The 23103-nt window shown below is 66.9% G+C and carries 22 protein-coding genes; 9 read left to right on the top strand and 13 right to left on the bottom strand.

Features of this window, described 5'->3' with window-relative positions; all coding sequences use genetic code 11:
- Positions 1–19 precede the first annotated feature (19 nt).
- Positions 20–1033 carry an ABC transporter ATP-binding protein gene (locus tag Q0632_RS10000; RefSeq protein ID WP_298928299.1) on the bottom strand — a complete coding sequence of 338 codons (1014 nt, stop codon included), beginning with the start codon at positions 1031–1033 and terminating at the stop codon, positions 20–22.
- Positions 1034–1176: 143 nt separating this feature from the next.
- On the opposite strand from Q0632_RS10000, the gene phbB reads away from it, so the two are divergent.
- A complete protein-coding gene (gene phbB / locus Q0632_RS09995; RefSeq protein WP_298928296.1) occupies positions 1177–1917 on the top strand; it encodes an acetoacetyl-CoA reductase in 741 nt (246 codons plus the stop codon).
- Between the two features lie 52 nt (positions 1918–1969).
- Here the strand turns inward: phbB and Q0632_RS09990 are convergent, their stop codons facing one another.
- The gene (locus tag Q0632_RS09990) at positions 1970–2374 is read right to left on the bottom strand and encodes an RNA-binding protein (RefSeq protein WP_298928293.1); all 405 of its coding nucleotides are present in this window, start codon (positions 2372–2374) and stop codon (positions 1970–1972) included.
- A gap of 320 nt (positions 2375–2694) precedes the next feature.
- Between Q0632_RS09990 and Q0632_RS09985 the strand changes: the two genes are divergently transcribed.
- Positions 2695–4149 (top strand): patatin-like phospholipase family protein, encoded by a 1455-nt coding sequence (locus tag Q0632_RS09985; protein ID WP_298928290.1) that lies wholly within the window; start codon positions 2695–2697, stop codon positions 4147–4149.
- An 18-nt stretch (positions 4150–4167) separates the two neighbouring features.
- On the opposite strand, the gene Q0632_RS09980 is transcribed toward Q0632_RS09985, so the two are convergent.
- The 9 genes from Q0632_RS09980 to Q0632_RS09940 all read right to left on the bottom strand — a co-directional run bounded on the left by Q0632_RS09980 (position 4168) and on the right by Q0632_RS09940 (position 13213).
- Complete coding sequence (locus Q0632_RS09980) at positions 4168–5094, bottom strand: dihydrodipicolinate synthase family protein (protein WP_298928287.1); 927 nt, start codon at positions 5092–5094, stop codon at positions 4168–4170.
- Between the two features lie 14 nt (positions 5095–5108).
- Positions 5109–6182, bottom strand: a complete 1074-nt coding sequence (locus Q0632_RS09975) for an aldose epimerase family protein (protein ID WP_298928285.1) — start codon at positions 6180–6182, stop codon at positions 5109–5111.
- Positions 6179–7048, bottom strand: coding sequence for an SMP-30/gluconolactonase/LRE family protein (locus Q0632_RS09970; protein ID WP_298928282.1), 870 nt, complete (start codon positions 7046–7048; stop codon positions 6179–6181). The genes Q0632_RS09975 and Q0632_RS09970 overlap by 4 nt, the downstream gene beginning before the upstream one ends.
- Entirely contained in the window at positions 7045–7839 is a 795-nt protein-coding gene (locus tag Q0632_RS09965; RefSeq protein WP_298928279.1) for an SDR family NAD(P)-dependent oxidoreductase, read from the bottom strand. Before Q0632_RS09965 ends, Q0632_RS09970 begins: the two co-directional genes overlap by 4 nt.
- Before the next feature lie 71 nt (positions 7840–7910).
- Positions 7911–8348 (bottom strand): ion channel, encoded by a 438-nt coding sequence (locus tag Q0632_RS09960; protein WP_298928276.1) that lies wholly within the window; start codon positions 8346–8348, stop codon positions 7911–7913.
- Positions 8345–9394 (bottom strand): hypothetical protein, encoded by a 1050-nt coding sequence (locus Q0632_RS09955; protein WP_298928268.1) that lies wholly within the window; start codon positions 9392–9394, stop codon positions 8345–8347. The genes Q0632_RS09960 and Q0632_RS09955 overlap by 4 nt, the downstream gene beginning before the upstream one ends.
- 4 nt (positions 9395–9398) lie before the next feature.
- Positions 9399–10535, bottom strand: a complete 1137-nt coding sequence (locus tag Q0632_RS09950; RefSeq protein WP_298928265.1) for an HlyD family secretion protein — start codon at positions 10533–10535, stop codon at positions 9399–9401.
- Positions 10532–12052, bottom strand: a complete 1521-nt coding sequence (locus Q0632_RS09945; protein WP_298928260.1) for an efflux transporter outer membrane subunit — start codon at positions 12050–12052, stop codon at positions 10532–10534. Before Q0632_RS09945 ends, Q0632_RS09950 begins: the two co-directional genes overlap by 4 nt.
- A 75-nt stretch (positions 12053–12127) precedes the next feature.
- Positions 12128–13213: an AI-2E family transporter gene (locus tag Q0632_RS09940; protein ID WP_298928257.1), complete on the bottom strand. Its 1086-nt coding sequence runs from the start codon at positions 13211–13213 to the stop codon at positions 12128–12130.
- A gap of 283 nt (positions 13214–13496) precedes the next feature.
- On the opposite strand from Q0632_RS09940, the gene Q0632_RS09935 reads away from it, so the two are divergent.
- Positions 13497–13739, top strand: a complete 243-nt coding sequence (locus Q0632_RS09935; RefSeq protein WP_298928254.1) for a hypothetical protein — start codon at positions 13497–13499, stop codon at positions 13737–13739.
- Positions 13740–13745: 6 nt separating this feature from the next.
- On the opposite strand, the gene Q0632_RS09930 is transcribed toward Q0632_RS09935, so the two are convergent.
- Complete coding sequence (locus tag Q0632_RS09930; RefSeq protein WP_298928251.1) at positions 13746–14720, bottom strand: LysR family transcriptional regulator; 975 nt, start codon at positions 14718–14720, stop codon at positions 13746–13748.
- A 162-nt stretch (positions 14721–14882) separates the two neighbouring features.
- Between Q0632_RS09930 and Q0632_RS09925 the strand changes: the two genes are divergently transcribed.
- From Q0632_RS09925 to yjfF, 5 genes are all read left to right on the top strand, one after another.
- On the top strand, positions 14883–16364 hold the full coding sequence (locus Q0632_RS09925) for an aldehyde dehydrogenase family protein (RefSeq protein ID WP_298928248.1): 1482 nt from the start codon (positions 14883–14885) through the stop codon (positions 16362–16364).
- Positions 16365–16471: 107 nt separating this feature from the next.
- Positions 16472–17374: an ABC transporter substrate-binding protein gene (locus Q0632_RS09920; protein ID WP_298928338.1), complete on the top strand. Its 903-nt coding sequence runs from the start codon at positions 16472–16474 to the stop codon at positions 17372–17374.
- 3 nt (positions 17375–17377) lie between these two features.
- On the top strand, positions 17378–18892 hold the full coding sequence (locus Q0632_RS09915; protein ID WP_298928245.1) for a sugar ABC transporter ATP-binding protein: 1515 nt from the start codon (positions 17378–17380) through the stop codon (positions 18890–18892).
- A complete protein-coding gene (locus Q0632_RS09910; RefSeq protein WP_298928242.1) occupies positions 18889–19920 on the top strand; it encodes an ABC transporter permease in 1032 nt (343 codons plus the stop codon). Before Q0632_RS09915 ends, Q0632_RS09910 begins: the two co-directional genes overlap by 4 nt.
- Before the next feature lie 30 nt (positions 19921–19950).
- On the top strand, positions 19951–20955 hold the full coding sequence (yjfF, locus tag Q0632_RS09905; RefSeq protein ID WP_298928335.1) for a galactofuranose ABC transporter, permease protein YjfF: 1005 nt from the start codon (positions 19951–19953) through the stop codon (positions 20953–20955).
- A gap of 2 nt (positions 20956–20957) precedes the next feature.
- On the opposite strand, the gene Q0632_RS09900 is transcribed toward yjfF, so the two are convergent.
- Positions 20958–21650, bottom strand: a complete 693-nt coding sequence (locus Q0632_RS09900) for a FadR/GntR family transcriptional regulator (RefSeq protein WP_298928239.1) — start codon at positions 21648–21650, stop codon at positions 20958–20960.
- A gap of 302 nt (positions 21651–21952) precedes the next feature.
- Between Q0632_RS09900 and Q0632_RS09895 the strand changes: the two genes are divergently transcribed.
- Complete coding sequence (locus Q0632_RS09895; protein WP_298928332.1) at positions 21953–23062, top strand: extracellular solute-binding protein; 1110 nt, start codon at positions 21953–21955, stop codon at positions 23060–23062.
- The last annotated feature ends 41 nt before the right edge of the window (positions 23063–23103 follow it).

Genomic DNA, 23103 nt, shown 5'->3' with positions numbered 1-23103 from the left:
CTCCTCGGTTGGCTGGTTTTTACTGGACGCGCTGGCCCAGGGAATCGAAGTGGTGCATGGCCTGGTCCGGCCAGTCCAGCAGCACCTGGCTGCCGGCTGCCAGTTCGGCCTGGCCGGCGGTGCGAACGGTGACGGTTTCGCTACCGATGCCGCAGTGCAGGATCAGGTCGGCGCCCAGGTATTCGACGCTGCGCACCGTGGCCGGCACGCGGCCGCCCAGGGTCACGGACTCGGGCCGCATGCCCAGCCAATGGGCTTCACGGCCACCCGCGACCGTGCTGCCGGCGATCTGGCCGCCATCGAGCCGCAGCAGGTTCATGGCTGGCGTGCCGATGAAGCTGGCGGCAAAGGTGGTGGCGGGCCGGGCATAGAGCTGGCGCGGTGTCGCGGCCTGCTCGATGCGGCCCTTGTGCAGCAGCACCACCTGGTCGGCCATGCTCATGGCCTCGGCCTGGTCGTGGGTGACATAGACCACCGTCAGGCCCAGGCGCTGCTGCAGCTCACGCAGCTCGGTGCGCATCTCCTGGCGCAGCTGGGCGTCCAGGTTAGACAGCGGCTCGTCCATCAGGCAGACCTTGGCCTGGGCCACCAGGGCCCGGCCCAGGGCCACGCGCTGCTGCTGGCCGCCCGACAGCTGGCCGGGCTTGCGCTGCAGCAAGGGCGTCAGGCCCAACAGCTCGGCGGTCTCGGCCAGCCGTCTGGCGGTCTCGGCCGCCGGCAGCTTGCGCACCGACAGGCCGAAGGTGATGTTGTCCGCCACGTTCAGGTGGGGGAAGAGGGCGTAGTTCTGGAACACCATGGCCACGCCGCGCTGGGCAGGTGGCAGATTTGTGACGTCCCGACCGTCGATGAGAACCTGGCCGCTGGTGGCGGTTTCGAGCCCGGCAATGATGCGCAACGTGGTGGATTTTCCGCAGCCAGACGGACCCAGCAGCACGCAGAAGCTGCCGGGAGCGATGCTCAGGTTGATCCCCTCCAGCGCCGTTGTGGACTCCCAGCGCTTCCCCACGTCAACAAGTTGAATTGATGACATCCACCGAGTCTATGAACTTTGGATGACGATTTGGAGACTACTTGCCCCTTTCCCTTCAGTGTTTTCCAGAGCCTGGGGCCTGGCGATTGTGGGTACAGTCCTTGCATCTGCTCTGCGCGAGCAAACAGAAAAGGAATCGAGACATGGCTGAGAAAAAAGTCGCTTACGTCACCGGCGGCATGGGTGGCATCGGAACCGCGATTTGCCAGCGGCTGCACAAAGAGGGCTTTACCGTCATCGCCGGCTGCGGCCCGACCCGCGACTTCGGCAAGTGGCTGGGCGAGCAAAAGGCCCAGGGCTACACCTTCTACGCGTCGGTGGGCAACGTCGGCGCCTGGGAGTCCACGGTGGAAGCCTTTTCCAAGGCCAAGGCCGAACACGGCCCCATCGACGTGCTGGTCAACAACGCCGGCATTACCCGGGACCGCATGTTCCTGAAGATGACGCGCGAGGACTGGGACGCGGTGATCGAAACCAACCTCAACTCCATGTTCAACGTCACCAAGCAGGTGGTGGGCGACATGGTGGAAAGGGGCTGGGGCCGCATCGTCAACATCTCCTCGGTCAACGGTGAGAAGGGCCAGGCCGGCCAGACCAACTATTCGGCCGCCAAGGCCGGCATGCACGGCTTCACCATGGCGCTGGCGCAGGAGCTGGCCAGCAAGGGCGTGACGGTCAACACCGTCAGCCCCGGCTACATCGGCACCGACATGGTCAAGGCCATCCGCCAGGACGTGCTGGACAAGATCGTCGCCACCATCCCCGTCAAGCGCCTGGGCCAGCCCGAGGAGATCGCCTCCATCATTGCCTGGCTGGCCTCGGAAGAGGGCGGCTATTCCACCGGCGCCGACTTCTCGGTCAATGGTGGTTTGCACATGGGGTAGCCCGCCGCAGGCGCCCAAAGGACAAGGCCCGCTTTCGCGGGCCTTGTTTTGTCTAGGCTAAGTCTTCAATCACCAGGCGCCTGTACTTCTGGGCGTAGGAGATCGGGTGACTCTGGAGCAGGTCCATGACGTGCTCGCTCTGTTCAGCCTTGGGCGCATGGACCATCAGGGCGTGGTGGCCCTGGCTGGCCAGTTGGCTGTACATGCGCACGGTGTCGGCCTCGGTGCCGGCCGACGGCATCTGCATGTCGGCGTCGCCTATGGTGCGGGCGATGTTGTCCCGGATCTGCTCGGGCGTGACAAAGGAAATCGACTCGCCGGAGTAGCCGTTGTCCAGCAGGGCCTGGCTGGCTTTGGCGGCATCGTCGCGGCTGGGGAACATGAGGAACATATGGCCTGTGGGGTAGAACACGCCGCCCATGGTCAGCATCCCGGGTTCGAGCACAAAGGGTTTCATCGCAACGCTCCTTCCGTTCAATATCTGCCTTCCATTAGCGCTGCAAACAGGCAACTTCGCTGTCAGCAGTTGCGGCGCTGCCCTGTAGGACGCAGGGCAGTCCCAGGACCACAATGGTTCGGCAGCGGGCGCTTGTCAACCCGGACCGGCGGGACGGTCGGCCGGCAATGTCTCTGGCGGCCTGGGCGCATTGGGGTCGGAAGCCACCCACCACATGACAATAGGACCATTGACCAACGCTGGCGGCCGTGCGGGCACGGCCGCCAGCGTTTAAGCTGGGCCGATTGATTGTTGCTGCAAACGCCCTTCCGGAGCCGTCCATGACCCCGTTTCCCTCGTGTCTGCGCAAGGCCGCCGCGGCCGCTTGCGCGGCCGGCCTGCTGCTGCTTGCAGGTTGCGCGACCCGCCCGGTCAATCCGCCCCTGGCCCAGGCCGATCCGGCCGCCGGTTACCGCTTCGAAACCCGCCAGGCGCTGGCGCAGAACAAGGACAGCCTGGTCATCCTGGCCTTCTCGGGCGGCGGCACCCGCGCCGCTGCGTTCTCCTACGGCGTGCTGGAGTACCTGCGGCGCACCGAGGTCCTCGGGCCCCAGGGCGAGCGCGGCCGCCTGCTCGACCAGGTCGACATCATCACCGGCGTGTCCGGCGGCAGCTTCACCGCCCTGGCCTACGGCCTGTACGGCGACAAGCTGTTCGACACCTATGAGCGCAGCTTCCTCAAGCGCAACGTCCAGGGCGAGATCATTTCGCGCTCGTTCAGCCCCGGCAACTGGCCGAACCTGGGCTCCCAGGGCTGGGGCCGCTCCGAACTGGCCGCCCAGCTGTATGACGAGATCCTGTTCAAGGGCGCCACCTTCGGCGACCTGCACCGCGGCAAGGGGCCGCTGATCCTGGCCTCGGCCACCGACATCTCCAGCGGTTCGCGCGTGGTGTTTCAGCAGGGCGTGTTCGACGTGCTGTGCGCGGACCTGAACGCGGTGCCGCTGTCGCGCGCCGCCGCTGCGTCGTCGGCCGTGCCGGTGGTGCTGTCTCCGGTGACGCTGAACAACTATGGCGGCTCCTGCAAGCACGCCATGCCCGACTGGACCAGGCGCTTTGTCGACACCGACACCCCGCCGCGCCCGGCGGCCCGCGCGATCCGCTCGCTCAGGAATCTCGGTGCCTTCGGCGACGGCGCCAACCGGCCCTACCTGCACCTGGTGGACGGCGGTGTCTCGGACAACGTGGGCATGCGTGGCGTGCTCGACGCGCTGGAAGTGCTGGAGGCCATGCGCGAGGCCGGCCTTTCGACCCCACTGGACCAGGTCAAGCGCGTCATCGTCTTCACCGTCAACTCGCTGTCGCTGCCGCCGACCACCTGGGACGCCTCCGAGACGCCGCCCGGCACGGTGGAAATCATGCTCAAGGCCAGCGGCGTGCCGATCGACCACTATTCCTATGAATCGGTTGAACTGCTGCGCGACATGGCGGCGCGATGGAACACGCTGCGCAGCATCCGCAGCGCACCGGCGGTGGCGGCCAGCAGCGATCCCAAACTGGCCAACCTGGTGCGCGGACCGGACGCCGAGATCTATGCCATCGACGTGTCGTTCGCCCAACTCAAGGACAAGAGCGAACTGGCCTACCTGAACCAGCAGCCCACGACCTTCGTGCTGCCCGATGAAGCGGTGGACCGCCTGCGCGCCGCGGCCGGAACCATCATTGCCGACTCGCCGGAGTTCAAGCGCCTGCTCAAGGACGTGGGCGCCCGTTTGACCGCGCCGCCGGCGCCCTGAGGGGGCCGGCCGCCGCTGTCAGCGGCCCCAGCGCAGCACCAGCGGGTCCAGGCTGCGGGCGGTGCGCAGCAGTCCCTCGCGCACGGCAGGATGCATGGCCGGGAAGGGGTGGCGCGGCGCTTCGCAGGCGATGACACCGCCTTCCTTCATCAAGGCCTTGGCCGTCAGGATGCCGCCCTGGCGGTTTTCGTAATTGATCAAGGGCAGCCAGCGCGCGTAGGCCGCGGCGGCGTCGTCCGCCCGCCCGGCCCGCCAGGCGTCCATGATCTGACGGATGCCGTCCGGGTAGCCGCCGCCTGTCATGGCGCCGGTGGCGCCGGCTTCCAGGTCGGGCAGCAGGGTGATCGCCTCCTCACCGTCCCAGGGACCTTCGATGGCGTCGCCACCCAGGCGGATCAGTTCGCGCAGTTTGCTGGCCGCGCCTGGGGTCTCGATCTTGAAGTAGCGCACATGCTCGATCTCACTGGCCATGCGGGCCAGGAAGGGCGCCGACAGCACGGTGCCGCTGACCGGCGCGTCCTGGACCATGATGGGGATGGCTATGGCGTCCGACAGGGCGGCATAGAAGCCGTGGATCTGCGGCTCGGGCACGCGGATGGAAGCGCCGTGGTAGGGCGGCATCACCATCACCATGGCCGCGCCTTCCTGCTGGGCGCGGCGGCAACGCTCAGCGCACACGCGCGTGCCGAAGTGGGTGGTGGTGACGATCACGGGCACCCGTCCGGCCACGTGGCGAAGGATGGTCGCGGTCAGGACTTCCCGCTCCTGGTCCGACAGCACGAACTGCTCGGAGAAATTCGCCAGGATGCACAGGCCGTCGGAGCCGGCATCGATCATGAAGTCGACGCAGCGCTTCTGGCTGTCCAGGTCCAGCGCGCCTTGCTCATCGAAGGTGGTCGGCACCACGGGAAAGACGCCTTGGTAGCGGCGGGCAGTGGTCGTCATGGCGTTCTCCCAGGTCAATCGGCGCAAAGGCCGAAGCGGTGCACGGTGGTGCTGGCATAGGTCTCGCCCGGTCGCAGCACGGTGGACGCGAAGGCGCTCTGGTTGGGCGCGTCGGGGAAATGCTGGGTCTCCAGGCACAGGCCGTCGCCCTGGCGGATGGCCAGTCCGGCGCTGCCGGCCAGGCTGCCATCGAGGAAATTGCCGGAATAGAACTGCAGCCCGGGCTGGTCGGTGTGGATCTCCAGGGACCGGCCCGATGCGGGGTGCTCCAGCAGGGCGGCCTGGCGCATGCCATTGGCCAGCGGTGAGGCCAGTTCCCAGTTGTGGTCGTAGCCGCGGGCGCGCAGCAGTTGGGGATGGGGCTGGCGGATGCGTTGGCTGATGGCCGTGGCGGTGCGGAAGTCGAAAGGCGTGCCCGCCACTGCCTCGGTGCCCAGCGGAATCAGGCCGGCATCGACCGGGCAATAGCGCTCGGCCGGGATGGTCAGCCTGTGGTCCAGGATGCTGCCGCCGCCGGCCAGGTTGAAGTAATCGTGATGGGTCAGGTTGACGACGGTGCTGCGGTCGCAGACAGCGTGGTAGTCGATGCGCCACTCCTGCCGGACGGTCAGCGTGTAGCGCACGCGGGCCTGCAGCCGGCCGGGAAAGCCCTGGTCGCCATCGGCGCTGTCCAGCCGCAGTTCGAGAGAGACGCTACCGTCCGGTCCTGGCAGCAGGGCTTGCACATCCCACCAGCGCTTGCCGAATCCGATGGGCCCGCCGTGCAAGGTGTTGGGCCCGTTGTTGGTGGGCAGGAAGAACTGCTGGCCGTCCAGGCTGAAGCGGCCGCCGGCGATGCGGTTGCCATAACGGCCGACGATGATGCCGAAGTTGGGGTTGCGCGTCTCGTAGTCCTCCAGCGTGGGCAGGCCCAGCACGACGCTGGCGCTATGGCCCTGGCGGTCCGGCACCCGCAGGCTGGTGACGATGCCGCCCAGGTTGATCGTGCTCAGCGACAGGCCGTGGCCGTTGTCCAGCGTGAACTCCTCAACCCGCTGGCCGTCGGCCAGAACGCCGTAGTCGCGACGGGTGATGCCGGCGACGCTCATGCGGTGCGAAAGCGCTCTTCCGGCAGGCCGCGCCGGCCCGGCTGCATGGCGAACACGCCGCCGGCCTGCGGCTGGCGCTCCAGTGCCCCGGCGTCCAGGCCGATGCGCGCCGTGGTCAGGTACAGGTCGCCCAGATCCGGGCCGCCGAAAGCCGGACAGGTGGGGCGCGACACCGGCAGGGTGATGCGCTGCGTCTCCTGGCCGTCCGCTGCGTAGCGCACCAGGCAGGAGCCGTCCCACTGCGCGTTCCACAGGCCGCCGTCGGCGTCCACCGCGGAGCCATCGGCAAAGCCTTCGGTTGAGGACAGCTTCACGAAGGGCCGGGGTTCGCCCAGGCTGCCGTCCGCGCCATAGGCCAGGCTGAAGATGGTGCGCAGCGGCGAGTCCGTGTAGTACATGGTGGCCCCGTCGGGGCTGAACGCGATGCTGTTGGCCACGCCGGCTGGCGGCAAGGGCAGGCGTTCGACCTGCAGGCCGGGACCGACCCGGTAGAAGTGACAGACCGGCGTTTCCGCGGCGTGGTACAGGCCAAACACGAAGCGGCCCTGGCGGTCGCAGCGGCCGTCATTGATGCGGGCGCCGGCCACGCCCCAGTCCATGGCGGTCAAGCCGGACACGCTGCCGTCGGCGGGGTCGAACAGGGCAATGCCACTGGCCAGGCCGACCAGCAAGCGCCCATCGGCCTCGCAAAACGCAAAGCTGCCGACCTTCTCTGGCAGGGGCCAGTGCTGGATGCTCCCATCCGCTGAACGCCGGCTGATGCTGCGGGCCTCGATGTCGGTCCACCACAGGCTGGCAGTGCGGTCGCACCACAGGGCGCATTCCCCCAGCCGGGCCTGGGCGTCGACCAGCAGGCTGGGCTTCACACCCAGCCTCCGTCAACCACGAAGTCCTGCGCCGTGCACATGGCGCTGTCTTCCGAGGCCAGGAACAAGGCCATCGCGGCGATGTGCTCGGGCATCAGCGGCTGGTTGAGGCACTGGCCGCGCGCAATCTCTTCTTTCGACGTCTCCGTGACCCACAGGCGCAACTGCTTGTCCGTCATCACCCAGCCCGGCACCAGGGTGTTGACGCGGATGTTGAAGGGACCGAAGTCGCGCGCCAGACTGCGCGTCAGCCCCTGGACCGCGGCCTTGGACGTGGTGTAGACCGGCATGCCGCCCTGCTTGAGCATCCAGCTGATGGAACCGAAATTGACGATGCTGCCGCCGCCGGCTGCCCGCATGTCGGCCGCGACGTTGCGGGCCGCGAAGAACTGGTGCTTGAGGTTGACGGCGACACCGGCGTCCCAGCTTTCCGGCGTCGTCTCCTCGATGCTGTGGCGGCGGTCGTTGGCCGCGTTGTTCAGCAGCACGCGGATGGGGCCGAAGCGTTGGCGCACGGTCTGGATCCCCGCGTCCAGTGCGCTGATCTGCGTCAGGTCGGACGCGACGAACAGGGGCGGGTGGAGGCTGGCAGAGAGCTTGTGCGCCAGCGCCGTGCCTGCGTCCCGGTCGATGTCGATGAAGCCCACTTTCGCGCCTTGGGCAGCGAAACGCTCCACCAGGCAGGCGCCGATGCCGGTGGCACCGCCGGTGATCAGGACGACGCGATCGCGCAGGCTGGGATAGATGGCAGAAGGGTTCATGGCGGTTTGGGAAGCTGCGAAAACGGCCATTATGAACAGCGGCTCACTGGCCTGCTAAGCCTCGCGGGCCGACAGCTCCATCCAAGGGCTTGACTATGGCTTCAGGCCGACAGCGCCTTGGAGCGCGTCCTGATCATGTGTTGCAGGATCGCCATCAGGCTGGAAGCGGTCATGCCCAGCATCAGCACGCCGTTGAGCGCTTCCAGCGGGCCGAGCAGCTTCCAGCGCTTGGCCATCACGAAGTCCCCGTAGCCCAGCGAGGTGAAATTCACCGCCGAGTGGTGAGCGGCTTCGTAGAACTCGGAAAACTCGCCCAGCAACAGGAACAGCGTTGCCCAGATCAGGATCTGCACGAGGGTGGCCGCCGTCATGGCCAGCATGGCCGTCAGCAGCGGGCGCACCTCGATGAAGATGCCCGGTGGATGCTCACTGGTGACCTGTCGGATGTACATGCGTATGCACCACCAGGTGGTGAACACCTCCAGGATCAGGCACAGCAGCATGACGGGCAGCCCGACCAGCAGGACGGTAAAGATCATGCGATATCTCCTTCAGGTGGTAAGGCCGCCAGAACCGGCTTGCGCGAGCCGCGCCAGCGTTCGAGCAGCCAGATGACGGCCCAGGCGTAGAGCGCCACGCCGATGAACAGGCTGGTCCGCATCGCGGCCCCCAGCAATACGCTCTTGCCGCTGGCGCTGTCCTCGATCGCCGGACCCAGCAGGATCAGCGCGGTGACCAGCGCATTGCTCCAGAACGAGGGGCGCGAGCGCGTCTTGCGCGTGCGGAACATGGCCGCACCGGTCCACAGCGCCGCGGCCATCAGCCACAGCACCAGCATCCAGAGCGTGGGCCACAGCGACAGGCCGCACCAGACCGCCCCCGCGACAAAGGCCCCCATCAGGGTCGAGCCGATCAGCTCGCGGCCGGCCGAGCGTGCGTCCAGTTCGCTGGCCTGCTGGCCCAGGGCGACGGTCTTCATGACGGCGGCCGTGTAGGCCGAGGGATTGCTCAGCGCCAGCACGAAGACGGGCATCACGATGGCGACGGTGCGCAGGGCGATCCATCTTGCATGGCCGCGGTCGGGCGGCGGCCGCTGCGGCTTGCCGGCCTGGCTGGCGTCCACCGGATCGGGGAACAGATGGCCGGAGACGATGCTCACCAGGGTGCCGACCGCAAAGCCGACCGCCAGCGAGACGCTCAGCAGCGACACCAGCGCCTGGTCGGCCACGCCAGCCACCGGGATCAGCACGAAGGAGATCAGCAGCAGCATCGTCGCCGGGCTGCCGCTGAGTTGGCCGACCTGGATCAGGCCGAACACGACCAGGGCCGTGATCAGGATGCCGGCGAAAGCGTAGTGCTCGAGCACCGGCACCATCAACACGCCCGCGAGGACGAAGCCGGCAAACAGCAGCGCGACGATGAGCCCCTTGATCAGCGGCAGCGGCGGCCCGGGTTTGCTCAGCACGATCACGGCGAGCACGCAGCTGACGAAGGGGATGGGCAGCGCAAAGCCATAGGCCAGGGCGCCGGCAAGGCCGAGGCCGATGCTCAGCCGCAAGACCCCCTTGTCGCGGGCGTGCATCATCACCTCAATAGAGGTAGGACAGCCAGCTCATGACGCGGATGTAGAGCGCGCCCAGCGGATTCATGATGGCCCGGTCCCCCGTATAGACCAGCACCTCGGCCTGGCCGCCAATGCGCAGGCTGGGCAGGCCACGCAGGCCGTCGATTTCGCCGGGCTGGAACTCGATCATCACCGGGATGCGTTGCGCCTGCCGCAGCCAGTCGCGGTTGTTCTCGACCGTTGGCAGGGTGCCCGGCGGCGATTGCTGCCCGCTGCCCACGCCGCTGCCGATGCTGCGCACCCGCCCTTTGAGGATCTTGCCGGGCATCACATCGAGCGCGATCTCGACCTCGTTGCCGGGCCTGATATTGCCCAGATTGTTCTCGGTCATCGCCGCATTGATCCAGAGGTCGTGCCGCGCGATCAGGGTCATCATCGGCGCGCCGGGCTGAACGAACTGGCCAATGTCCACCCGCAGGTCGGTGACGGTGCCGGCGGCCGGCGCCAGCACCTTGGTGCGCGCCAGGTCGAGCTCGGCCTTCTCGATCGCCGTCTTCGCGCTGACCATCTGCGTGTTGTCCTCGCCGGGCGAACCCGCCGCTTCGATGGCCTTGCGCAGATCGGCCTCGGATCTGAGCGTCTTTCCGATCGATTCCTCGCGTGTCGATTGCGCGATTTCCAGTCGGCGCACCGAGATCGCGCCGGGGTCCTCCTGGTGCAGGCGCTCCAGCCGGCTGGCGTCGCGCGCTGCCATGTCCTGGTTGGCCTTGGCGGCGCGCAGGGAGGCGCGGGCAGCGTCAACGCCGGCGGCCGACGCGCCGATCGAACCGCGCAGCGATTCATAGTCGGAGCGGGCGCGCTGCAGCGCGATCGCATACTGGTTCGGGTCGATCTCGAACAGCAGCTGCCCGGGCTTGACCACATCGTCGTTGCGAATGTGCACCTTCAGGATCTTGCCGCCGACCTCGCCGGCCACCGGCACGACAAAGGCCTGGATGCGGGCCTGCGAGGTGTAGGGCGTCAGGCGGTCGCCGGCGAAGTAGAGAATGAGGCTGAGCCCAATCAGCAGCAACAGGACGATGGTGCCGATACGGGTCCCTCGTCCGGCGGCGTCTGGAGCGGGGGCAGCGACGGGCGCTGCCGGCGTGGCGTCTTGCGTCATTGAGCCTCCTGCTGTGAGGCCGAGGAATCCTCGGCCGATGGTGGCGGCAGCGGCGCGTCGAGCAGCCCCTGCCAGCTGCTGCGCTTGGCCATCGTCTCGCGGGTGGCGTCGTCGAGCAGCGGCTGGGTGCGCCCGGCCTGCCAGCCCCCGCCTACTGCCTTGTACAGCGAAACAAGGCTTTGCGTGACGCCGCCCTGGGTGCCTACCAGCCTGTCCTGCTGGCTGAACAGGGTGCGCTGCGCATCGAGCACGCGCTGAAAATCGACCAGACCCTCGCGGTACTGGATGTTGGCGATGTCCAGCGAGCGCCGGGCGGCCTGCACCGCTTCCCGCAGGATATCGACCTGGACCCGACCCTTGGCGAAGCCAATCGCGGCGTCGTCCATTTCGCGGGCGGCACGCAGCACCGTGTCCAGATAGTTCTCGTGCAACTGCTGGAAACGTGCGTCTTCCACCAGAATCTGATTCTTCAGCCGCCCGTAATCGAAGATATTCCACACCAGCGCCGGCCCCAGGGCCCAGTCCAAGGTGCGCATCGACCAGTTCTTCGAGTTCGCCGACAGGCCCATCGAGCCCACCAGTGCGATCGAGGGGTAGAGCGCCGCCTCGCTGACGCCGATCAGCGCGGACTGCGCGGCCAGCAGCATCTCGGCCGTGCGCACATCAGGGCGCCGGCGCAGCAGCTCGGCGGGCAGATCGACCACCACGTCCAGATTGGCCAGCGGGATCTTCGCGCGCCCGGCGTCCATTTCCGCGATCGCACCCGGCGGCCGGGCCAGCATGATGCTCAGGGCATTCTGGGTCTGGCGCAGGCTGCCCTCGAGATCGGGGATCGTCGCCAGGGTGCTGAGGTACTGCGACTTGGCCTGCTGCACGTCGAGTTCCGACTCGTTGCCGCTCTTGAACAGGCGCTCGGTGATCTCCATGCTGCGTTTTTGCAACGCGGCGTTCTCCTGCGCGATCGTCAGGCGCAGCTCGATCGTGCGGACCGAGCTGTACAGGCTCGCCGTCTGCGCCGCCACCAGCACCTGGGCGTCATCGTATTGGGCGATGCTGCTCAGATAGTTGGCGTCGGCGGCTTCGATGCCGCGCCGGAACTTGCCCCAGAAATCGATCTCCCAGGCGATGCTGGCGCCGATGCCCGCCGTCGATGCGGTTGTTTCGGCGCCGCTCGAGTTGCCGGACCTGACCCGCAGCGCTTCGCCGGTCACCTGCTGGACCTGCGGGAAGCGGGTGCTGCCGGCAATGCCCAACTGCGCCCTGGCTTCGAGAATGCGCAGGCCGGCCACGCGCACGCCGACATTGCGCCGCTGCGCCTCGGCGATCAGCTGATCGAGCACCGGGTCCTTGAAGTGGCTCCACCAGACCTCGGTCTCGGCCCGCTTGGGCTGCGCTTGCGCGGACTTGCCCGTCGTCGCGCTCGGGGACCAGTCCGCTAGCCAGGGCACCTCGGGGCGGCTGAAGTTGGGCCCCACCGTCGTGCAGGCGCTAAGCAGGCCGGCCGCCAGCGCCGTCACGAGTCGGCTCGGTCGGGGGTACTTCGATCGGGCCGGCATCGATGCGCAGTGCTCGGTGGTCCAGTCTTGCCGTTCTCAGGTGGCCGGATCGACGACCCAGCCCTTGAAGATCTGGTAGCCCAGCGCCAGCAGGGTGGCACCGACGAACATGCCCTGGATCCCTCCCACGGCCATGCCGCCCAGCGCGCCGAGCAGGATGACGGGCATCGGCGCATCGACGCCGCGGCCCAGCATCAGCGGCTTGAGCACGTTGTCGGCCATGCCGGCCACGAACAGGAGCACCGTGTAGACGATCGCCTCGACATTGCCGTAGCCCTCGGTGCTCCAGATGTAGCCGATCGCCGGCAGGGTGATCAGGATCGCCGGAACCTGGGCGATGCCCAGCACCAGCACGATGACGGCCAGCACGCCGGCCCAGGGCACGCTGGCAAGCAGCAGGCAGAGACCGACGACGATGGCCTGGATGAAGGCGACGCCGATCACCCCCTGGGCGACCGCACGGATGGTGGCCGTGGACAGCTTGGCGAATTCGGCGCCCTTGGTCGGGCCGACGATGCGCTCGAAGATGGCAAGGCAGGCCTGGGCCCCCCCCTTGCCGAAAGCCATCATGATGCCGGCGACGATCAGCGAGGCGAGAAAGCCGAGCAGCCCGCCGGCGATGCCGGCCACCATCCCCAGCGCACCCTTGGCGATATTGCCGATCTTCGGCTGCATGCTGCTGATGAAGGCCGGCAAGTCGGCGTGCGCCTTCACCCACACCGCGTGGATCTTCTTGCCGACCAGCGGCCATTCGGCGACGCTGTCGCGGGGCGGTGGAATCTCCACCTCGTTCTTCTGCACCTTCTCGATCGTCGTATGGACCGAGTCGGCCAGAGAGTTCATCAGTGCGGCGCTGGGCGCGATGAGCAGCACGCAGCCCGCCAGCACCAGGATCGTGGCCGACAGGCCCTGCTTGCCGCCGACTTTCCTGGCAAGTTTCTGATGCATCGGATAAAGCGTCACCGCCAGGATCAGCGCCCAGGCCATCAAGGTCAGGAATGGGGAAAAGACCTCGAAGCACAGTACCGCCAGGGCCAGAATGAGGCCGGCGCGTATCAGTACGTCCATCAGATCGGCGCGGCGCTTCTGGCGATCGACCTCGTTGGTCTCATCAATGCTCATATTTGCCATCCTTTCCGGGGAGGAGTACTTACGCGAGAGATGTAGCCGGATCTGCCCGGACGAATTGTCGGTATCTATGCCAGCGAATTATGGTCCGTGTCGGGCGACAGAGACAGCGCTTGTCACCGCCCCTACATCGCATTGACAGAGTCAGATATTCGGAATAGGGCCTGTGCGGCACAGACGGCATTGCTTGACCCGCCCGCCGGCCTGGCTTAGTCTGAGGTCCCGCCCCGCGGCGGCCGCGCCGTCCGGCTCGGCCCGCCGAAACCAAGGAGACCCGATGAAAGTCATTGCCCCACTGTGCGTGGCCCTGGCGCTGATGCAGGCCGTGATTGCCGCCGCGCAGTCCGCATCGACCCAGCCCGCGCGGCAGCGCTCCACCGTCGAGACGCGCGACAACGCCAGGGAGCGCTACGACGACGCCAACGCCCCGGGCAATAGCGGCAACTCGAAGGGCAAGAAGGGCGACGCGCCAGGGCAGGAAAAGAAGAACAATGGCAAGAAGGAAAAGAAGAACAAGTAGCGGGACTCAGGCCGCTGGCGCTTGCGGCGCATCGAGCGGCACGCCATAGGTTTGCGCGGCCGCCGTCTTGATCGCAGCGAGCATCACCTGGCCGGCCGGCGACAGGGGCCGGTCGGTGCGCGTGATCAGCCCGAAGGCGTCCATGCGGCAGGGCAGGGCGATCGGCAGCAGCGCCACCAGCTTGTGCCTTGCGTAGTAGTGCCCCACGTCGCCCGCCAGCAGGCCGATCATGTCGCTGTCGCCGATCATCTTGGTCATGAACATCAGCGCGGTGGTCTCGATCAGGTTGATTGGCGCGTCCATGGCGGCCTCGCTGAACATCAGGTCGAAGCGATGCCGCAAGACGCTGCCTTCGGGCGGCACGATCCAGCCCCAGCCGCCCAGGTCGCGCAGCGTCAGCTTGCCCGCCGACAGCAGCGGGTGGCCGGGACGCACCACGGCCACCGCCGGCTCCTCCGCCAGGGCTTCGAAGCGCAATGCCGTCTTGTCGTGCTGGGCGAACAGCCGCGCCGTCAGGATTTCCAGCTTGCCCTGGGCCAGCCGCTCCATCAGCACGTCGCTGGTTTCGACCTGGACCGAGATCCGCAGCGTGGGATGGGACTGCTTGACGCGGGAGATGGCCCGGGGCAGCAGCGTCAGGGCGGGCGTGGTGATGGTGCCCAGGCTCACCTGACCGAAGTGGCCGCCCTTGAGCGCCTGCACCTCGTCGTGGGCCTGGTTCAGGCTGGACAGCGCCACCCTTGCGTGGCGGATCATCACCTCGCCATACGGCGTGGGACGCATGCCGCGCGGCAGGCGATCGAACAGTTGCACGCCCAGCACGTCCTCGATGTCCTTGAGCAGCTTGGAGGCGGCCGGCTGGGTCATGCTCAGCACCTCGGCCGCGCGGTGGATGTTGCCTTCCTCGGCCAGCGCGACCAGCAGCAGCAACTGGCGGGTCTTCAGGCGGGCGCGGATGAACCAATGCGAGTAATTGATCATCTGCGTGAGGCCGCCCTGGGGTTTTCCATGATTCGAAACTTTATATCGCTAAGGCTCTACGGAGCACTAGGCGTATATCCGTAGGGGCGGGTGAGGGGTTCCTAGGGTTTTCGAGAATCCGGAATCCGGTATCGCTCAGGCCTGAATCGCTATTGGGCAGGCATGCTTCGATTGCCTAGCATCCGCTTCACTTTGAAGACCGATGCCATGCAGTCCATGCTCAGGAATTTCATCAACGGGCGCTGGGAGACCGGCGCGACCACCGGCGCCAGCGAGAACCCCTCGGACCTGGGCAGTCCGGTGGCCGAGTACGCCCGCGCCGATGCGCGCCAGACCCAGCAGGCGATCCGCGCGGCCAGCGATGGCGCCGCCACCTGGGCCCACACCACGCCGCAACGCCGCGCCGATGCGCTGGACTTTGTCGGCAGCGAAATCCTGGCGCGCAAGGACGAACTGGGCGAACTGCTGGCCCGTGAAGAGGGCAAGACCTTGCCCGAAGCGGTCGGTGAGGCGGCGCGGGCCGGCCAGATCTTCAAGTTCTTTGCCGGCGAGGCGCTGCGCATCAGCGGCGAAAAGATGGCCTCGGTGCGACCCGACATCGACGTGGAGGTGACACGCGAGCCGGTGGGCGTGGTGGGCATCATCGCCCCCTGGAATTTTCCGCTGGCCATCCCGGCCTGGAAGATCGCGCCAGCCCTGGCCTATGGCAACGCCGTGGTGTTCAAGCCCGCCGAACTGGTGTCGGCCTGCGGCTGGGCCCTGGCCGAGATCCTGAGCCGGGCGGGCTTGCCGGCCGGCGTGTTCAACCTGGTCAATGGCAGCGGCCGCCAGGTCGGCCAGGCGCTGCTCGACAGTCCCCTGGTCGACGCGATCAGCTTCACCGGCTCCGAGGCCACGGGCGCCCAGGTGCTGCAGCGCACATCGGCCCGCGGCGCCAAGGTGCAACTGGAGATGGGCGGCAAGAACCCGCTGGTGGTGCTGGCCGATGCCGACCTGGACCGCGCCGTGGAGTGCGCCGTCAATGGCGCCTTCTTCTCCACCGGCCAGCGCTGCACGGCCTCCAGCCGCATCATCGTCGAGCGGCGCATCCATGGCGACTTCCTGGGCCGGCTGCTCGAGCGCATGAAACAGCTCAAGGTCGGGCCGGCCCTGGCGCGCGGCATCGACATCGGCCCGGTGGCCAGCCGGCCGCAACTGGAGCAAAACCAGGCCTGGCTGGAAATCGCCCGCCAGGAGGGCGCTGAACACATCACCGGCGGCCAACTGGTGGAATGCGAGAGCAAGGGCTATTTCATGAGTCCGGCGCTGTTCCTGGCCGCACCGGAGCACAGGGTGGCGCGCGAAGAGATCTTCGGTCCGGTCGCGGCCCTGCTGGTGGCCGACGGCTACGAGCATGCGCTGGCCTTGGCAAACGACACGAAGTATGGCCTGTGCGCCGGTGTTTGCACCAGCTCCCTGAAGCACGCGACGCATTTCAAGCGCCATGCCCAGGCCGGCATGGTCATGGTCAACCTGCCCACCGCCGGCGTCGACTACCACGTGCCCTTCGGCGGGCGCAAGGCGTCGAGCCACGGTCCGCGCGAGCAGGGCCGCCATGCCGCCGAGTTTTACACCACGGTCAAGACGGCCTATACCTACGCCTGACCCGGCCCCCGTTCCCATCCCGCAACCACCAACGAGGAGACGACGACATGCAAAGCAACCGCCGCACCGCCATCCAGGGCGCCGCCGCCCTGACCCTGGCCGTCACCATGCCGCTGGCCTTCGGCCAGAAGAAGATCACCCTGGGCTTCAGCCAGATCGGCGCCGAAAGCGAATGGCGCACCGCCAACACCGAGTCGGTCAAGTCGGCGGCCAAGGAGGCCGGCATCGACCTGAAGTTCGCCGACGCGCAGCAAAAGCAGGAGAACCAGATCAAGGCCATCCGCTCCTTCATCGCCCAGAAGGTGGACGTGATCGCCTTCTCGCCTGTGGTGGAAACCGGCTTCGAGACGGTGCTCAAGGAGGCCAAGGCCGCCAAGATCCCGGTGATCCTGACGGACAGGGCGGTGAGCACCAAGGATGACTCGCTCTACGTCACCTTCATGGGCTCGGACTTCCTGGAAGAAGGCCGCAAGGCCGGCCGCTGGCTGGTCGAGAAGATGAAGGACAACAAGGGCGAGGTCAACATCGTCGAACTGCAGGGCACGGTGGGCTCGGCCCCCGCGATCGACCGCAAGAAGGGCTTTGAGGAAGTCATCAAGGCCGACCCGAAATTCAAGATCCTGCGCAGCCAGACCGGCGACTTCACCCGGGCCAAGGGCAAGGAAGTGATGCAGGCCTTCCTCAAGTCCGACGCCAAGAAGATCAATGTGCTGTATGCGCACAACGACGACATGGCCATCGGCGCCATCCAGGCCATCGAGGAAGCGGGCCTCAAGCCGGCCAAGGACATCATCATCATCTCCATCGACGCAGTGAAGGGCGCCTTCGAGGCCATGATGCAGGGCAAGCTCAATGTCAGCGTGGAATGCAGTCCGCTGCTGGGGCCGCAGCTGATGAAGGCGGTCAAGGAGGTGGTGGCCGGCAAGCCCGTGCCCAAGCGCATCGTCACCGAGGAAGGGATCTTCCCGATGGAAGTCGCGGCCAAGGAATTTCCCAAGCGCAAGTACTGATTGATGCCCCCGGCAACGGCCGACGCCCGCCCGCTGCTGGAGCTGGGCGGGATCCACAAGAGCTTCACCGGCGTGCGCGCCCTGAGCGGGGCCGGCCTGCGCCTGTTTCCCGGCGAGGTCCATGCCCTGATGGGACAGAACGGCGCCGGCAAGTCCACCCTGATCAAGCTGCTGACCGGCGTCCACGCGCTCGATGCCGGCACCATGGTGCTCGAGGGACAGCCCATTGCGCCGCGCTCTCCGCTGGAGGCGCAGCGCATCGGTATCAGCACGGTCTACCAGGAGGTCAACCTCTGCCCCAATCTGTCGGTGGCGGAGAACATCTTCGCCGGGCGCTACCCGCGCAAGGCCTGGCGCATCGACTGGGCGGCCATGAACCGCGATGCGAAGGCGCTGCTGGCGCGCCTGAACCTGGACATCGATGTCAGCCGCCTGCTTTCCGCCTACCCGGTGGCGGTGCAGCAGATGGTGGCCATCGCCCGCGCCTTGAGCGTCTCGGCCAAGGTGCTGGTGCTGGACGAGCCCACCTCCAGCCTGGACGAGGAGGAGGTGCAGCGGCTGTTCGCCGTGTTGCGCCGGCTGCGCGAGGAGGGCATGGCCATCCTCTTCGTCACCCATTTCCTGGACCAGGTCTATGCCTTGTCGGACCGCATCACGGTGTTGCGCAATGGCGAGTTTGTCGGCGAGTGGCCGGCGCAGGACCTGCCCGAGCCCGCCCTGATCGCCGCCATGGTGGGGCGCGAGCTGGCGGCGCGGCGCCTGGCCTCGGCGCCGCCCGGCGAGGCCGAGGGCAGTGAGGCCGAGTTCGAGCTGCGCGACGTGGGCCGCAAGGGCATGCTGCAGCCCACCGACCTGGCGCTGCGCGCTGGCGAGGTGCTGGGCCTGGCCGGCCTGCTGGGGTCGGGGCGCACCGAGCTGGCCCAGCTGCTGTTTGGCCTGCGCCAGCCCGATACCGGCGCTCTGCATGTTTGGGGCCGGCCCATCCGTGTGGCCAGTCCAGCTGCCGCTGTGCGGCTGGGCATGGCCATGCTGCCGGAGGACCGCAAGACCGACGGCATCGTGGCCGGCTTGTCCGTGCGGGAAAACATCGTACTGGCCTTGCAGGCGCGGCGCGGCATGTGGAGCCGCCTGCCGCTGCCCGAGCAGTCGCGCCTGGCCGAAGGCTTTGTCCAGACCCTGGGCATCAAAACGGCGGATATCGACACGCCCATGGGCCAGCTTTCGGGCGGCAACCAGCAGAAGGCCTTGCTGGCCCGCTGGCTGGCCACCGGGCCACGCCTGCTGATCCTGGACGAGCCCACGCGCGGCGTGGACGTGGCGGCCAAGCAGGAGATCATGGACGAGATTCTGCGGCTGGCCGGGGAGGGCATGGCCGTGCTCTTCATCTCGTCCGAGATCGACGAGGTGGTGCGCGTGTCGCACCGCATCGCCGTGCTGCGCGACCGGCGCAAGCTGGGGGAACTGCCGGCCGGCTGCACGGAGCAGGACATCTACCATCTGATCGCGGAGCAGGCATGAAAGGCTTCTTGCAGCACCGCTTGTTCTGGCCGCTGGTCACCTTGCTCCTGCTGCTGGGTCTGAACGCTGCTTTCAGCAGCAGCTTCCTGCACATCGAATGGCGCGAGGGCCATCTCTACGGCAGCCTCATCGACATTCTCAAGGGGGCGGCGCCACTGATCCTGGTGTCCCTGGGCATGACGCTGGTGATCGCCACCCGCGGCATCGACATTTCCGTCGGCGCGACCGTGGCCATCGCGGCGGCCGTCGCCGCCTGGATGATCGGCGGCTCGCTGGTGGTTGTGGACGGCGTGCCCACCCATGTCAGCCGTTTCCCCATGTGGCTTGCGATCGCCGTGGCCCTGGGCATCGCCCTGGTCTGCGGCGCCTGGAACGGCCTGTTGGTCTCGGTGATCGGCATGCAGCCCATCATCGCCACGCTGATCCTGATGGTGGCCGGCCGGGGCATCGCCCAGCTGGTGACCGGCGGCCAGATCATCACCGTCTACTACGCGCCTTACTTTTTTATCGGCAACGGCTACCTGCTGGGCTTGCCGTTCCCGTTCTGGCTGGCCATGGGCGTGCTGGCCGCCTTGCTGCTGATCACCCGGCGCACGGCGCTGGGGCTGTTCATCGAGGCCGTGGGCATCAATCCCTCGGCTGCCCATCTGGCCGGCCTGCCGGCGCGCCGCATCAGTTTCTGGGTCTATGCCTTTTGCGGCGTCTGCGCCGGGGCGGCTGGCCTGATCGTCAGCTCCACGGTCAAGAGCGCCGACGGTAACAACGCCGGCCAGCTGATGGAGCTGGACGCCATCCTGGCCGTCACCCTGGGCGGCACGGCGCTGACGGGGGGGCGCTTCAGCCTGGCTGGCAGCGTGATCGGCGCTCTCATCATCCAGACCCTGACCTACGCCATCTACTCCCTGGGCGTGCCGCCGGAGGTCAACCTGGTGGTCAAGGCCGGCGTGGTGTTCGCCGTGATGCTGTTGCAGTCCCCGGAATTTCGCCGCACTCTCGTCGGCTGGGCCAGGCGCCCGGCCGCGGTCTGAGGCGATGGCATCATGAGCGCCAACCCTGCCATGGACATCACGCCAATGCCGTTGCCGCAGCCGGCCGCCGCGCACCGGCGCATCGCTCCCAAGTACCTGCCCCTGGCGGTCACGATGGCGCTGTTCGTGGCCATGGCCAGCTTCGGTTCGGTCTTGTACGACGGCTTCTTCTCGCCACAGGTGTTCCTGAACCTGCTGATCGACAACGCCTTCCTGTGCATCGTGGCCGTCGGCATGACTTTCGTCATCCTGTCCGGCGGCATCGACCTGTCGGTGGGCTCGGTGATCGCCCTGACGACCATGGTCTGCGCCTCCCTGGTCGAGCGCCACGCGGTCAGCCCGGCCCTGGTCCTGCCCCTGGTCCTCGTGCTGGGGACGGCATTTGGCGCAGTGCAGGGCGTGCTGATCCAGCGCTTCCGGCTGCAGCCCTTCATCGTGACCCTGGCTGGCATGTTCCTGGCCCGGGGCCTGTGTTATCTGATCAGCATCGACTCGATCAGCATCACCAACGGCTTTTTCAGCCAGGTGTCGGAGGCGCGGATTCCCATGCTGCCGGGCGCGTCGATTTCCATCGGTGCTCTCATCGCGCTGGGCGTGGTCGCGGTCGGCATCTGGATCGCCCATTACACCCAGTTCGGGCGCACGGTCTACGCCATCGGTGGCAATGAGCAGTCGGCGGTGCTGATGGGCCTGCCTGTGCGCTCCACCCTGGTGGGCATCTATGCGCTCAGTGGCTTTTGCTCGGCCCTGGCCGGCGTGGTTTTCAGCTTCTACATGCTGTCGGGCTACGGCCTGCACGCCATCGGCCTGGAACTGGACGCGATCGCCGCCGTGGTGATCGGCGGCACGCTGCTGTCGGGGGGCTTTGGCTATGTCTTTGGCACGCTGTTCGGCGTGCTCATGCTTGGCATCATCCAGACCCTGATCATGTTCGACGGCACGCTCAGTTCCTGGTGGACCAGGATCGCCATCGGCGGCCTGCTGTTCGCCTTCTGCCTGCTGCAGCGCCTGTTCGAAGCCCGACGCGGCCGCTGAAACTAGCGCAATGTCGCTGCGTCGAAGATCCGTCGCTTGGCGTGGAGGATATGGAGCCGTGTTGCCTCGGCGGCCTCGACCGGGGAACGCTTGTCGATGGCGTCGAGGATCTGCTGGTGCTCCATCTGTACCAGACGGACACGCGCGATGGTCATCTTCGTCCGCACGCTGCGCGCCAGTTCCATGAATTGCCTGATGGGCGCGACACTGGTTTCAACGGCGGCCACGAAGAACTGGTTGTGCGAGGCCCGCGCAACCGCCATATGGAAGCGGACGTCGTCTTCGATGCCCTTGTTTCCGCCCTCCATGGCCAGGGTCTGCGCGTCCAGGCAGGCTTTGATCGCCGCCAGGTCGTCGGCAGTGCGAAATTCCGCAGCAGCGGCCGCCGCCCCCGATTCAACAACCGTGCGGTAGGCGTAATACCGCTCGATGTCCGAATAGTTCCTGATGGGAGGCATGCTCGATGCCGGTGTGCCCGGAGCGCGCACGATGTGGCTGCCAAAGCCGCGCCGGGACTCGATGATTCCATCCGATCGCAGCCTCGACAGCGCCTCGCGGACAGTCGGCCGCGAGACCCCGAAGCGGGAGGCCAGATCGCTTTCCGTGGGCAGCTTTTTCGAGTCGGCGTAGTCCCCGCGCAGGATGGCCTCGACCATCCGGGAGTAGATCTGGTCGGGCAATGTGCCGCCGTTCACGTCTAGCAAGTGTTCCGCCATTGAAGCGTATCCGCGAGTCTTTGTCAGACAACTATAGCGGATGTTCGCAGTTTGACCGAGAGCAGTGCATCACCATCTCCCCGTGTTCCTGTTTCTTCCAGTGAGGGAGTGGTTTCGTGGTTCAGTGAAAACCCGCATGACAACCAAAAAGTTGTCTTACAAAATCGCCGCTTGCCAAGCCACCAACAGGAGACTTTCGAATGCGCCAAACTTCTCTCTCGCGGCATCGCCGCGCCCTCATCGCGGCCGTCCTGGGGGCGGCGGGCTGTGCCGGCATCGGCATGGTCCAGGCGCAGGCGCTGCCCAAGGCTCCTGTGGTGATCAACGTGATCGACGCCGCGGGCAACCTGGCGCTAACGCAGGGGGCTTTCGAGGCCTACCAGGCGCAGAACCCCAAGCTGGTGTCCAAGTTCACCTTCACCAAGGCGCCCGCGCCCGAGATTCCGGCCAAGATCAAGGCCATGCAGAATGCGGGCCGCAGTGACATCGACATGATCATTGTCGGCACCGATGCGCTCGCCGCCGGGCTGGAGATGAACCTGTGGGTCAAGCTGTTCCCCGACCACGCGGCGAAGTTCCCCAAGCTGCAGGAGAACTACCTTCCCAGCGCCTACAAGATGCACCAGCTGGCCAAGGACCACGGCCTGGCCATCGTCTTCATGCCGGCCGGCCCCCTGGTCGAGTTCAACCCCGACAAGGTCAAGACGCCGCCGACGACGCCGCAGGAGCTGCTGGCCTGGTGCAAGGCCAATCCCAACAAGCTGATCTACGCGCGGCCCGCCAACTCCGGCCCGGGCCGCACCTTCATGATGGGCCTGCCCTATCTGCTGGGTGACAAGAATCCCGCCGACCCGAACAATGGCTGGGAAAAGACCTGGGCCTATCTGAAGGAACTCGATTCCTGCATCGAGTACTACCCGACGGGAACCGGCGCCCTGATGAAGGAGCTGGGTGAAGGCTCGCGCGACATGACGCTGACGGTGACCGGCTGGGACATCAACCCCCGGGCGCTGGGCATCGTGCCGAAGAACTTCCAGGTGCTGCCGTTCAAGGGTATGACCTGGGTCAACGACGCGCACTACATCGTGATTCCCAAGGGTGTCCCGCCGGAGAAGCAGGCCGTGGTGCTGGACATGATGGCGTTCCTGCTCAAGCCGCAGCAGCAGGCGATGACCTATGACAAGGGCTATTTCTATCCTGGCCCTGCGGTCAAGGACGTGCCGCTGTCACTGGCACCCAAGGAAAGCCAGGACGTGATCAAGGAGTTCGGACGGCCTGAATACGACAAGTGGCTGGCCCAGTTCCCCCACGCGGTTCCGCTCGAGCCCAAGGCCATGGTCGATGCGTTCCGCCGCTGGGACCAGGACATCGGCGCGCGCAAGACCAAGTGATTCGCGGCGCGCGTTGCGCGCCCGACCGACGCCGCAGGCGC

Source organism: uncultured Ramlibacter sp., assembly GCF_936925435.1.
Taxonomy (GTDB): Bacteria; Pseudomonadota; Gammaproteobacteria; order Burkholderiales; family Burkholderiaceae_C; genus Ramlibacter.
This window is presented reverse-complemented; position numbering and strand designations above follow the sequence as displayed.